Annotated in this window: 12 protein-coding genes; 4 read left to right on the forward strand and 8 right to left on the reverse strand. The window is 67.8% G+C overall.

All coding sequences use genetic code 11. The features are described 5' to 3' along the window. On the forward strand, window positions 1-323 hold a 323-nt coding region (locus HKK72_RS13800), incomplete at its 5' end, for an EamA family transporter (RefSeq protein ID WP_187234740.1). Between the two features lie 34 nt (window positions 324-357). Here the strand turns inward: HKK72_RS13800 and glgC are convergent. After that, the gene (gene glgC, locus HKK72_RS13805) at window positions 358-1593 is read right to left on the reverse strand and encodes a glucose-1-phosphate adenylyltransferase (protein ID WP_187234741.1); all 1236 of its coding nucleotides are present in this window, start codon (window positions 1591-1593) and stop codon (window positions 358-360) included. 71 nt (window positions 1594-1664) lie between these two features. Between glgC and glgA the strand changes: the two genes are divergently transcribed. After that, entirely contained in the window at window positions 1665-2846 is a 1182-nt protein-coding gene (gene glgA / locus HKK72_RS13810; RefSeq protein WP_187234742.1) for a glycogen synthase, read from the forward strand. 89 nt (window positions 2847-2935) lie between these two features. Here glgA and HKK72_RS13815 read toward each other — a convergent pair whose 3' ends face one another. The 4 genes from HKK72_RS13815 to HKK72_RS13830 form a co-directional block, all read right to left on the reverse strand. Beyond that, entirely contained in the window at window positions 2936-3865 is a 930-nt protein-coding gene (locus HKK72_RS13815; RefSeq protein ID WP_187234786.1) for an NADP-dependent oxidoreductase, read from the reverse strand. Between the two features lie 164 nt (window positions 3866-4029). Further along, window positions 4030-4293, reverse strand: coding sequence for a hypothetical protein (locus HKK72_RS13820; protein WP_187234743.1), 264 nt, complete (start codon window positions 4291-4293; stop codon window positions 4030-4032). Window positions 4294-4800: 507 nt separating this feature from the next. Further along, window positions 4801-5451, reverse strand: coding sequence for a class I SAM-dependent methyltransferase (locus HKK72_RS13825; protein ID WP_222720673.1), 651 nt, complete (start codon window positions 5449-5451; stop codon window positions 4801-4803). Between the two features lie 588 nt (window positions 5452-6039). Then, on the reverse strand, window positions 6040-7428 hold the full coding sequence (locus tag HKK72_RS13830) for an MFS transporter (protein ID WP_187234745.1): 1389 nt from the start codon (window positions 7426-7428) through the stop codon (window positions 6040-6042). Between the two features lie 105 nt (window positions 7429-7533). On the opposite strand from HKK72_RS13830, the gene HKK72_RS13835 reads away from it, so the two are divergent. Then, window positions 7534-8166 (forward strand): TetR/AcrR family transcriptional regulator, encoded by a 633-nt coding sequence (locus HKK72_RS13835; RefSeq protein ID WP_315987233.1) that lies wholly within the window; start codon window positions 7534-7536, stop codon window positions 8164-8166. Window positions 8167-8223: 57 nt separating this feature from the next. Here HKK72_RS13835 and HKK72_RS13840 read toward each other — a convergent pair whose 3' ends face one another. From HKK72_RS13840 to HKK72_RS13850, 3 genes are all read right to left on the reverse strand, one after another. After that, the gene (locus HKK72_RS13840; protein WP_187234747.1) at window positions 8224-9549 is read right to left on the reverse strand and encodes a molybdopterin-dependent oxidoreductase; all 1326 of its coding nucleotides are present in this window, start codon (window positions 9547-9549) and stop codon (window positions 8224-8226) included. A gap of 178 nt (window positions 9550-9727) precedes the next feature. Beyond that, window positions 9728-10639, reverse strand: coding sequence for an NADP-dependent oxidoreductase (locus HKK72_RS13845; protein WP_187234748.1), 912 nt, complete (start codon window positions 10637-10639; stop codon window positions 9728-9730). 12 nt (window positions 10640-10651) lie between these two features. Then, window positions 10652-11722 (reverse strand): alkene reductase, encoded by a 1071-nt coding sequence (locus tag HKK72_RS13850; protein ID WP_187234749.1) that lies wholly within the window; start codon window positions 11720-11722, stop codon window positions 10652-10654. A gap of 127 nt (window positions 11723-11849) precedes the next feature. On the opposite strand from HKK72_RS13850, the gene HKK72_RS13855 reads away from it, so the two are divergent. Next, a complete protein-coding gene (locus HKK72_RS13855; protein ID WP_187234750.1) occupies window positions 11850-12353 on the forward strand; it encodes a MarR family winged helix-turn-helix transcriptional regulator in 504 nt (167 codons plus the stop codon). Window positions 12354-12365: the final 12 nt, after the last annotated feature.

A 12365-nucleotide genomic window follows, 5' to 3' on the forward strand; every position in this document is an offset into this window, starting at 1 on the left:
TGGGAATGACCGTCGCGGCACTGGTGGCTGTGCCATTCGGCGTGGCCGACAGCGGAACGGCGCTGATTCAGCCGTGGGTGCTGGTTGCGGGGCTCGGCGTGGCACTGTTGTCGTCGGTGATCCCGTACTCGCTGGATCTGGAAGCACTACGCAAGATCCCACCGCGCGTGTTCGGCATCCTGATGAGCCTCGAACCGGCGATGGCGGCCCTCATCGGCCTCATCGTGCTCCAGGAGTCGCTGCACTGGTCGCAGTGGATCGCGGTGCTGTGCGTGGTGGCCGCATCGGCGGGCGCCACACGCGGCGCCCGCCTAGACGTCTAGACCCAGGCGTCATCCGCGGGCCGCGATGGTCGGCTCAGCCCGGAATGATCTGGTTCTTCTCGATGACCCGGACTCCGCTCGGGGTGACGGTGAAGCGTTCCTTGTCACGGGCCATGTCGACACCGATCTCGGCCCCGTCGGGGACGATGACGTTCTTGTCGATGATGGCGTGTCGTACGACGGCGCCGCGCCCCACCCGTACACCGTCCATGAGCACGGAGTCGCACACCGCCGCGCCCACGTCCAGGTGGACGGCCGGGGACAGGACCGATCTCTCGGCCGTTCCGCCGGAGAGGATGACGCCGGGAGAGATCATCGAGTCGGTCGCATAGCCGCGCCGGCCCTCCTCGTTGAAGACGAACTTGGCCGGCGGCAGAGGGGCATGACCCGTGTAGATGGGCCATTCCCGGTTGTAGAGATTGAAGATCGGATGCACCGAGATGAGATCCATGTGCGCCTCGTAGAAGGCGTCGAGGGTGCCGACGTCACGCCAGTACCCGCGGTCGCGGTCCGTTGAACCGGGTACCCGGTTGTCGGCGAAGTCATAGACCTGTGCGCATCCGGCCCTGACCAGCTTGGGGATGAGATCTCCGCCCACGTCGTGCTTGCTCGACGGGTCGAGCGAGTCCTGTTTCACGATGTCGATGAGCACCTTGGTGTCGAACACGTAGTTGCCCATCGAGGCGTAGATCTGGTCGGGGGCGTCGGACAGGCCAGTGGCGTCCGTGGGCTTCTCGCGGAACGCGGAGACGCTGACGCCGTCCGGACCGGTCTCGATGACGCCGAACTGGTCGGCGAGCGCCAGCGGCTGACGGATCGCGGCGATGGTGACGCCGGCACCCGAGTCGAGGTGCTGGTCCACCATCTGGCGCGGATCCATGCGGTAGATGTGGTCGGCGCCGAACACGACGACGTGGTCGGGGCGCTCGTCCTCGATGAGGTTGAGGTTCTGCAGGATCGCGTCGGCCGAACCGGCGAACCAGCGCGGGCCGAGGCGTTGCTGGGCCGGGACCGGCGTGACGTAGTTGCCGAGCAGCGTCGACATCCGCCAGGTCCAGGACACGTGCCGGTCCAGGCTGTGGCTCTTGTACTGCGTGAGTACGACGATCTTGAGGTAGCCGGCGTTCGCCAGGTTGGACAGGACGAAGTCGATCAGCCGGTACATTCCCCCGAACGGCACGGCCGGCTTGGCCCGGTCGGCCGTCAGCGGCAACAGCCGCTTTCCCTCGCCGCCGGCCAGCACCATCGACAGCACCTCAGGTCTCGCCATGACGTGACCATAGCCGCCTTGTCCATCCCGAGAACAGACGAAAATACCTATTTCGCACTACGCTGACGAACATGCGCGCAGACCTGCTCAGCCGTGAATATCCGCCGGAGGTGTACGGAGGAGCGGGCGTGCACGTCGAATATCTGGCCCGCGAGCTGCGCGTCATCTGCGACGTCAGGGTCCACTGTTTCGGCGCGGACCGGCAGGAGCCGGGCGTCACCGGATATCGGGTCCCCGGTGGCCTGGAAACGGCGAACGCCGCCCTACAGGTCCTGGGCGTCGACCTGGAGATGGCGGCCGCCACCGAAGGCGCGGACCTGGTCCACAGCCACACCTGGTACGCCAACCTGGCGGGTCATGTCGCGAAGCTGTTGCACGGGATTCCGCACATCATCACCACCCACAGCCTCGAGCCGCTGAGACCCTGGAAGGCCGAGCAGCTCGGCGGGGGCTACGCGATCTCGTCATGGGCGGAACGCACGGCGATCCTGGGGGCCGACGCGATCGTGGCCGTGTCCGAGGGCATGCGCCGTGACGTGCTCGATTGCTATCCGGACGTCGACCCGGATCGGGTAACGGTCCTGCACAACGGAATCGACACGGCGGAGTACGCCCCCGACCACGGCACCGACGTGCTCACCCGGCTCGGCGTGGACCCCGGCCGCCCGTCGGTCGTGTTCGTCGGGCGCATCACCCGGCAGAAGGGGCTGCCCTATCTGCTGCGGGCGGCCCGGTCCTTCGACCCCGCCGTCCAACTCGTGCTGTGCGCCGGAGCGCCCGACACCCCCGAGATCGCCGCCGAGGTCGAGACTCTGGTCGGCGGCCTGCGAGAGGACCGCGACGGCGTCATCTGGATCACGCGGATGCTGCCCCGGCCCGATGTCGTGCAACTCCTCACCCACGCCAGTGTCTTCGTCTGCCCGTCGATCTACGAGCCCATGGGGATCGTCAACCTGGAGGCCATGGCCTGCGAAGCGCCCGTCGTGGCCACGGCGACCGGAGGCATTCCCGAGGTCGTCGCCGATGGCGAGACGGGTCTGCTCGTGCCGATCGAGCAGGCCGCCGACGGCACCGGGACGCCGGGCGACCCCGGCCGCTTCGTCGCCGATCTGGCCGACCGCGTCAACACCCTGATCGCCGAACCGGAGCGGGCCGCCGTCATGGGAAAGGCGGGTCGCAGGCGAACCATCGACCATTTCTCGTGGTCCCGGATCGCCCATCGCACCCATGCGCTGTACGACAGCCTCACCTGACGATCCGGAGCGCGCGCGGGGTGGGCCGTGTGGCCGCCCCCGAGCCACAGACCGTACGGCCGCCCTGGATGCGCTGGTGGGGGCGGCGGTCAGATGGTCAGGACGATCTTTCCGCGAGTCTTCCCCGACGCGCTCAGGCGCCACGCTTCGGCCGCCTCAGCGAGCGGCAGTGTCCGGTCCACATGCGTCGTGAGCTTGCCCGCGTCCGCGAGTTCCGCGAGTTCCGCGAGCGCCGTCAGATCCGCCGAGTCCGGGCGCACCCACACGTAGTGGCCGCCGTGCTCTACGACCTCGTCCGTGGTGATCGATGCCACCCGGTCGGACTGCCGGACCAACGGCAGGGACACCTCCAGCGCATCACCGCCGATGAAGTCGAGGGCGGCATCGACGCCTTCCGGCGCCAAGTGGCGTACCCGCTCCGTCAATCCGTCCCCGTAGGCGACGGGTTCGGCGCCCAGGTAGCGCAGGAAGTCGTGGTTGCGCTCGCTCGCCGTGCCGATCACGCGGGCGCCGAGCGCCACGGCGATCTGCACACCGAACGACCCGACACCGCCGGCCGCGGCGTGGATCAGCACGGTGTCACCCGCCGTGATGCCCACGCGCTTGATCGACTGGTACGCGGTGAGTCCGGCCAGTGGCACCCCAGCGGCCTGTTCCCAGCTCAGGGAGGCCGGCTTCTTCGCCAGCATCCGCACGCCCGCGGAGACGAACTCGGCGTAGGCGCCGTTCTGTGCCCAGTCCTTGCGTACGTAGCCGTAGACCTCATCGCCGACGGCGAACTCTCCGGCGTCGGGGCCGACACGTTCGACGACCCCCGCCACATCCCAACCCGATATCAACGGGAAGCGGACCTCCATGATCGCATCGAGATACCCGGCGGCCAGCTTCCAGTCGACGGGATTCACGCCTGCGGCCTTCACCCGGATCAGCACTTCGCCCGGTGCCACCTTGGGCTCGGGGAGGTCGACGAGGCGGAGGTCGTCGGGTGAGCCGTACTTCTCCAGTGCAACTGCTTTTATGGTCGACACAACCACCAGCCCATTTCGCCGCATTCCCAACGGTCCGGGGATCCCGCATCTCCCGGCGCGGGACCCCCGTCCGTAATGACGTGCCATGCGGTCAGGCGCCGGATCACCCCCTCGTGTTCGGCGCCGTCACCAGCGCCATTCCTGTCGCCCCACTGTCAGAAGTCGTCGTCGCAGTCGTCGAAGTCATCGAAGTCGTCGCAGCAGTCGTCGCAGCAGCTGTTGAAGCGCACGAAGCAGCGGTGGTGGCCACGGTGGCCGCAGTGGCCCCGGCCACCCCACGAGGGCAGGTTGACGCTTTGTGCGCTGACCGTGGTGGTGGACGCCGCGGCCGCAGGTGCGGCCGCACCCCACGTTAGGGCCGACACTCCGGCGAGGAGCAGGCCGGAGAGGGCGAGCGGCGTGCCCTTCAGAATTCCCACAGGACTACCTCCTTGGAGAATTCGAGCCATGAAGGCTGGAATTCGTGCGTGCGCAGCACGGGCCCGGCGGTCATCGGGCGACATCGACCGTCACACCGCACGGACAATAGGTACATCATTGAACCTAATGCCCAAATAGCCACATACCGCGTCGTCCGCTTACGCCATCCCCTGGACAAAATCGCCCAAAACACGATATGTCCATACTTGACGTTGCTGCCAGAGTGTCGCGACTGCCCCTTTGGGCGCAGCAGGCACGAGAAAGACAGCCTCCCGCCATATTGGCGCAAGGCCGACTTCAGGTATTGAAGCGCTGCATGGGCGCTCCTCCAGATTCGAATGGGTCGTCACGTTCGGTCGCTGTGGCGTATGCCTGCGGTGAATCAGCTCGACCGTGCCGCGGATGTTCCAGGCCTCCTCGAGAACATAATGGTGGAATGCTCGAATGCCGTGACGACCTGGCCGGCGGGCTACCTGTTCAGCCGTTACTTCTGAGCGGCCACACATTCATGGCGATGACGTGGCCGCTTCCGGGTTGGCTGTCGTAGGCGGGCGGGTGGCGGTGCCGAGGATCTGCGGGGATGCCGGGAAGGAGATTCCTGTGTCGGCGTAGCGGAGCCGCGTCAGGCGTTCGGTGACGAATCCCGCGTGCTCGATCGCGGCCGTCGTGTCACGGGCGGTGTGACATCCGCCTGCCAGCACTGGCCACACGGTGGCGTCCAGCGATCGTTGCACGCGGTAGGCCAGCGCGGATGTGGCGCGGACATGTTCGAAGAACCGCAGTTGCCCGCCAGGACGCAGGACTCGCACGATCTCGGCGAGCGCCGCGCCCTGGTCGGGGACCGAGCAGAGCACCAGCGAGGTGACCGCGGCGTCACAGGAGCGGTCATCGGCCGGGAGTCGTTCGGCCACCCCGTCGACGACCTCGATCGGAACCGATGCCCGCTCGGCGGCCCGCTCGGCGAGTCGCCGCAGGTGGCCCTCGGGTTCTACCGCGACGATGCCGGTGACCCCCTCCGGGTAGTGGGCGAAGCCCAGGCCGTTGCCCGCTCCGATCTCGATGACCCGCCCGGACAGACCGGCGAGCAACTCGTGGCGATGGCGGGCGACCCCGCGTTCGAGCGTCACGCTCGCGCGCGCCCAAACGCGCGCGAACAACGGATGACCTCCGCGAGCCATCGGCATCACCCTCCCAGACGGGTATCAGCTGACCTCATCGCCCGATCCTGGGAGGCCGCAATCCCCAAGTACGCCGATTCCCGGTGCCCAGCCTGCTGCTCTGCGGGCTTCTCGGTCATCACCCCACCGTAGCGGCGTACGGCGATCAGCGCTCTGAGCGGCGTCCCATTCTTGCCCGAGACTCGTGGTCACCGCGTTTTGGACCGCCTGCCGGCCCGCGGCCTCGCGGGCCGCAAGGATTTCGGCGTATGCGTCATCGGCGTTTTGTCGCAAGAGATTATATTCTGCCTGTGCAGCATAAAAGTTCGTCACGCGTTCAAGCCTTTGGTTGATGTATTCGTCGCGCGAGAGATCGTCTACATTAGGTCCGCCCTTGCTGGATTGCTTGGTGAAGTCTCCAAGGATGCGAGCGACATACTCGTCCCTCGCGGCGGGATCCATCGTCCGGTCGAGCGGGATGACTCTGTCATCTTCGTCGTAGGCGTTGCCGTCGCCCGACCGATATTTGACCGTGATCCCCAGCTGCTCTTAGTACATCACCCCCCGCTGGGCCGATGCTCAGACGAATTACTCGGAGCGTGGGTTCGGCGTGATGATGAACGCCAGGAGAGCGGCCGCGACGGCGACGATCGCACCTGTGGCGAAGCCACGCGAGAAGCCTGCGGCATCGGTTCCGGCGATGCTCGCTGCGGCCATGCTCGACACGACAGCCGCGCCGAGCGAGGCGCCGAACTCGTGGAAGGTGCTGACGATTCCCGATGCCAGGCCGGCTTCGTGCGGTTCGATCTGCCCTAGTGCCGTGGCGGAAGCGACCACGAATACGACTCCGGTGCCGGCGGCGGCGAGTCCAACGCCGAGCACCATGGCCGTGGTCCCGCCCCACAGCGCGGGGATCGCCATGCCGGCGGCAGCGAGGAGAAGCCCGAGCACTCCGAGAGATCGAGGTCCCGTGCGACCGATGACGCGACCTGCCGCGTTCGCCCCGACCATGGTCGCCAGCGCTACGGGGAGGAAGAGCAGGCCGGTGACGAGCGGATCGTATCCGCGATGGTCCTGCAGGTAGAACGTGCCGAGGAAGAAGACCATGATCATCAACGCCGTGGCCACGAGGATCAACAACGTCCCGGTCGCGACCGGGCGGCGGATCAGCAGTCTCACATCCATGAGCGGGCTCGCGGCCAAGCGCTGACGGGCCACGAAGGCCACATAGAGGATCACCGCAGCCGTGAAGAGAAGCGCGGTCGTCAGGGTGGCCCACCCTTGGTCTCCGGCCCTGATCAGAGTGTAGGTCAGGGTTCCGGTGGCTGCGGTCACCAATACCGCGCCCGATACGTCGAGCCGGCTCCTCGCTGTCGTGCGCGGCTGCGGCCTGAGCTGCATCCGGAGGGTGAGAAGCAGCACGAGCCCCACCGGGACGTTGATGTAGAAGACCCAGGGCCAACCCGGGCCGGCCGTGAGGAGTCCGCCGAGGAGAACCCCCAGAGCGGCTCCGCTGCCGCCCAACGCAGACCAGATTCCGAGGGCCTTGTTCCGCTCCTCGCCCTCGAAGATGGTGACGATCAGCGACAGTGCGGCCGGGGAAAGAATGGCTGCGGCAAACCCCTGTGCGACACGTCCTCCCAAGAGCATCGGCCCGGAGGCCGCCAGGCCCGCGACCAGCGATGACGTGGCGAACAGCAGCAACCCCGCGAGCACGAGGCGACGGGCGCCGAACAGATCAGCGGCGCGGCCCCCGAGAAGGAGCAGGCCGCCGAAGGCAAGGGTGTAACCGCTCACCACCCACGTGAGCGTCTCGCGCTCCAGCCCGAGCTCTGCACCCATGTGGGGCAGGGCGATCGCGACGACGGTGACATCCAGGATCAGCATCAGCTGTGCGATGCCGACAAGTCCGAGGATCTTCCAGCGTCGTGGGTCGGGACTGCGGGTCGGATTGATGGAGGCCATGGGTTCGGTCATGACTTTCGGCCCCTTCGGCTTAAGTCGTACAGGCATGTTCGAGTTACGTCCGATACTGTAACTCATACATGGCTGTTCGGCTTGAGGGGTTGTATGTCTCGCTCAGTGAGCAAGCCGGCCCGGAGGGCGGACGCCCAGCACAACGTGGAGAAGATCCTCGAGGCGGCGGTCGCCTGCCTGAGCCGGAACTCCGACGCCAGCGTGATCGAGATCGCGCAGGCGGCAGGGGTCGGCCGAGTGACTCTGTACGGGCACTTCCCGTCCAGGGACGCCCTGGTCGAGGCCGCACTGACGCGACTCCTCGACAGAGGAGACGAAGTTCTGGAGGGGCTGGACCTCACGGGCGACCCTCGTGAGTCGCTGCGTGCCCTGATCGAGTCGAGCTGGCTACTGACCGCCCAGTCGAGTGCCGTCCTCGAGGCCGCGCAGAAGATCCTGCCCGCCGGACGGGTGCATGATCTTCACGCCAAACCTGAGCAGCGCGTCGGCGACCTGATCGGCCGAGGTCAAGCCGAAGGAGTCTTCCGCGAAGACCTCCCGGCGAGCTGGTTGGCCGGCGTCCTGCACCACATCATCAAGGGAGCGGCAGCGGACCTGGCCGCCGGGCGGCTGGACCGGGCAGATGCCCCGCGCTTCATCTCCGAGACGGTCCTGGCCGCCTACACGCCTGTCGGCGGGGAGCAGAGTTCGACGAGCCGCCGGTCAGCCTCCAGAGCCGACGGCCGTGCACGGGGCTGACGACATGTGCCGTCCCCTCGACTGAGCCGCCGGTCCGCCGGGTGATGCGACAGCCGTCTACGGCATGTCGCTGCCCGGCAGCACGACCACGTTGAGGGGAGCATGCCCGTTATAACCAAGTGAGTGTTGATTCCACTTGACGTCCTCGGGGCGAGGCTGGATGTTTCCGGCCTCGTCTCTGGCGCGGGACATCACCCGGTACTGCCCTGCCTTCACTCCCGGCCATGGCATCTCGAAGCGCACCCACATGAGGGGTTCCGGCGTGCTCAGCAGCTTCGCCGCACGCCATGGGACCTCCGAGACCCATCGGCCGGGCGCGACGAGCTTCTCCACGGCGACGTCGACACGATCGATGGCCCCTGCGCCGGACCAGGCGCGCCCGTGCAGTGTGATGTCGCCGGGCTCGATTCCCTGGGCGTCCTCGTCGATCTCGAAGGCGCTGCGGACGCGGCCGACGGTCGGACGGATGGGCTGGGGATAGTCGGGTCCGATGAGCAACTGGTTCGCCTGCGGACCCGACGCGGGAATGCGGCTCGTCGACGCCTCGATCTCACCGAGCCACTTGACGGCGGTGTTGGCGCCCCAGCCGGAGGTCAGGAGACGCAGCGGATAACCGTGGTCGGCGGGCAGGTCCGACCCGTTCATGCGATACACCAGCAGCGTGTCGTCCTTGAGGACCTTGTCAGCGGGGATGACCTGCGAATAGTGGACGTTCCCACTGGGATAGGGGATGTCGTCCAGGCCGGTGAACTTCACGTCGACGGGGCGGTCGGCTCCGGCGGCGGCGAGCACGTCCCTGGCCCGTACCCCCGTCCATTCGGCGGCGCCCACCGCGCCGAAATGCCACTGTGTCCAGCCGACCGGCAGCCACTGGCCATCGCTGCCGGACGGCGGGAGCCTGGGGAAGAACGCGGCGCAGTTGGCGCCGCAGTCGAGTGTGCGGCGCAACGTCACCTGCGGAAGCGCGAGTAAGTCCTCGTAGGTGAACGAGCGGGGGCGCGTGATCGCGTCGCCGGTGAGCTTTAGCCGCCATGTCCGGCGGTCGATGCGCGGTGAACGCGCCCGGTTGTGGATATAGAACCGGTCGCTCGGAACGGTGTCTCCATACTCCCGGACCGGGCCCCATTTCATTTCAATCGAGCCACTGCCGCGACTGATGAAATACATGGACGGTGTCGGCTGGACGACGAGGTTCGTCTTGGTGGACGGTTGTCCTACGGTCATGACGGCGCCGGCCGGCGTTCCTGCGAGGACGAACGTCCCCGCGGTGCCCGCCGCCGAGGCGACGAGGAATCGGCGGCGTGAGCAGGCCGCCTCGATCAGGAGTTCCTGGACCCGGTCGGGAGCGGCCACCATCCGGTCCGGTCGGCGATGCGGTGCCATCGGTTTCCCCTTCGTCGTGGCGGACCGAATAAGGGGGCTCAACTGGGATGTATCCGTCGATGTCATGACCAAAACTCAGATCAGGGCTCGGCTCAAACCAAGGTCTTCGGATCGCAGAAGCGACCGTTCCGGCCCGGGGTGTCCCGGTCCCGGGCCGGTCGTCGTTGCGGGAGTCGATTCAGGGGATCAGGACCACCTTGCCGCCGGCGTGTCCGCCGTCGCTGACCCGGTGGGCCTGCTCGGCCTCCGCGAACGGGTAAATCCCGGCGACGGTGGTGATCAGCCGGCCGCGGACGAGCCGGTCGGCGAGCGTGCCGAGGTCGTCGGCCGAATTCTCCGGCGGGCCGGCGGAGAAGACGACACCGAGGCGCTGCGCGGCGAAGTCGGCCAGGGTGACGATGCGGTCGATACCGCCCCGCAGCTCGATCGAGTCCGGCAGAGCACCCTTGCCGGCGATGTCGAGCACTGCGTCGACGCCGTTCGGGGCGAGGGCGTGTACCCGTTCGACCAGTCCCGGGCCGTACACGGTCGGGGAGGCGCCGAGCGCGCGAACACGTTCCTGGTTGGCCGCGCCGGCGGTGCCGATGACGGTCGCGCCGCGTTCGACCGCGAGCTGGACGGTGACCTGACCGACCGCGCCGCTCGCGCCGTGGACGAGCAGGGTGTCCCCGTCGCCGACCTTCAGCAGGTTCAGGCTGCGGGCCGCGGTCTCCCCGGCCACCGGCAGCGTGACCGCGGCCGGGAAGTCCAGCCCGTCGGGCAGCGGGGTGTACGCGCCGGCGAGGGCGTACTCACCGTACGAGCCGGCCGGTGCGTCGGCCCATCCGACGACGCGGTCGCCGACGGCGACATCGGTGATCCCGTCGCCGAGGGCGTCCACGACACCGGCGACGTCGATGCCGAGCACTGCGGGCAACGGGGTGGGGAACACCGCTTTCATGGCGCCGCTGCGGATCTTTCCGTCGAGCGGGTTCACCCCGGCCGCGCGGACCTGGATGCGGATCTGGCCCGGACCGGGCACGGGCAGCGGCACCTCGGCCACGTGCAGCACCTCAGGTCCGCCGAACGTGTCGAATGTGATGGCCTTCATGAGTGGCTCCTTCTAGGCGTTCAGGGTCGGGTAGTCGGTGTAGCCGTCGTGCTCGCCGCCATAGGCCTTGGTGTAGTCGGGGGTGTTGAAGGGCCCGCCGGCCCGCAGCCGTCGGGGCAGGTCCGGGTTGGCCATGAACAGGGCGCCGAAGGACACCAGGTCCGCCTCGCCCGTCTCGATGAGCTTCAGCGCCTCCGGTCCTGTGTACCCGCCGGGTGTGAACGGGTTGAGGATCAACGTCCCGCCCCACCGCTCCCGCAGCAGGCCGGTGAACTCCGTGTCGGGTCCCTCGGCGATGTGCAGGTAGGCCGGGCCCAGCCGGTTGAGTACGTCGACCAGCGCGAGGTAGGTGTCACGGTGGTCGTCCTCGACGATGTCGTTGAACGGGTTGGCCGGCGAGATCCGAAGCCCGACCCGGTCGGCGCCGACCGCGTCCGCAACGGCCCTCGTGACCTCGACGGTGAGGCGGATCCGTCCCTCGATGCTGCCGCCCCACTCGTCGTCACGCCGGTTGGCGTTCGTGGACAGGAACTGGTGCAGCAGGTAGCCGTTGGCTCCGTGCAGCTCCACCCCGTCGAACCCCGCCTCGATCGCGTTGCGCGCCGACGACACGAAGTCGTCGACGGTTTCGGTGATCCCCGCACTGTCCAGCGGCAACGGGGTGACGAACTCCTTCGGGCCCTTCATGGTGAACACCGTCCCGGCGGCCTTCACCGGTGACGCACCGACCGGCGTCAGCTCCTCCTCGTACAGGCTGGGGTGGCCGATCCGGCCGGTGTGCATCAGCTGCGCGAAGATCAACCCGCCCTGCCGGTGCACCGCGGCGGTCACCCGCCTCCACGCCTCGACCTGCTCTGCCGTGTGCAGCCCCGGCGTGTTCGGGTAGCCCTGGCCGACCGGCGAAGGCTGCGTTCCCTCGGTGATGATCAGCCCGGCGGAGGCGCGCTGGCCGTAGTAGGTCGCCATCAGCTCGGTCGGGCCGGCCCCCGGCCCGTACGCGCGGTTGCGCGTCATCGGCGCCATCACCAGTCGATTGCGGGTCGTGTACCGGCCCACTGTGACGGGCTCGAATGCGGTGGTCACTGTCTCGGCTCCTGCCCATGTCGCCAAATTAGCTGTTCTGCACAGGTAAATACTCGAGCGGCTCGAAATATTGCCTGGCGATAGAGTGATTCAGGTCACATAGACCGGGACAGGTAATCTGGCGGCCATGGGTGCAGACGATCCTTCAAGCGACCGCAGGAGGCCGGGTGCCGCCGCCGGAGGCCCGATCAGCCACGCCATCTTCCGGCTCGCCAAGACCCACCGCATGCTCGCCGGCCAACTGCTCCGAGAGGTCGGCCTGCACCCCGGCCAGGAACTGCTGATGATGCGCCTATGGGAGTCCGGCTCGCAGCGGCAGGCCGACCTCGCCACCGAGTTCGGCACCGACTCGGCCAGCATGACCCGGACCGTCCAGCGCCTCGAGCGCACCGGCTACGTCCGCCGCATCCCTGATCCGGACGACGGCCGGGCCACCCGGGTCGAGCCCACCCCGGCCAGCCTCGTCCTGCGCGGACAGGTCGAACGCATCTGGGATCATCTCGAACGGCTCACCGTCGGCCAGATGAGCACCGAGGAACAGCAGGCCGCCCTCAGGGTGGTGCAACGACTGGAGGACAACCTGCTGGCGCTGCAGTCCGACCATGCACCCGAGCATGGCGCCGGCCGTTAGCCGAGGACCGCC

Origin of the sequence: Actinomadura sp. HBU206391, assembly GCF_014323665.1 — a bacterium.
GTDB lineage: Bacteria > Actinomycetota > Actinomycetes > Streptosporangiales > Streptosporangiaceae > Actinomadura_C.

Coding starts and splice junctions, on each gene's coding strand:
- glgC (WP_187234741.1), bottom strand. CDS start 1,593: ATGGCGAGACCTGAGGTGCTGTCGATGGTGCTGGCCGGCGGCGAGGGA.
- glgA (WP_187234742.1), top strand. CDS start 1,665: ATGCGCGCAGACCTGCTCAGCCGTGAATATCCGCCGGAGGTGTACGGA.
- HKK72_RS13830 (WP_187234745.1), bottom strand. CDS start 7,428: ATGACCGAACCCATGGCCTCCATCAATCCGACCCGCAGTCCCGACCCA.
- HKK72_RS13840 (WP_187234747.1), bottom strand. CDS start 9,549: ATGGCACCGCATCGCCGACCGGACCGGATGGTGGCCGCTCCCGACCGG.
- HKK72_RS13845 (WP_187234748.1), bottom strand. CDS start 10,639: ATGAAGGCCATCACATTCGACACGTTCGGCGGACCTGAGGTGCTGCAC.
- HKK72_RS13855 (WP_187234750.1), top strand. CDS start 11,850: ATGGGTGCAGACGATCCTTCAAGCGACCGCAGGAGGCCGGGTGCCGCC.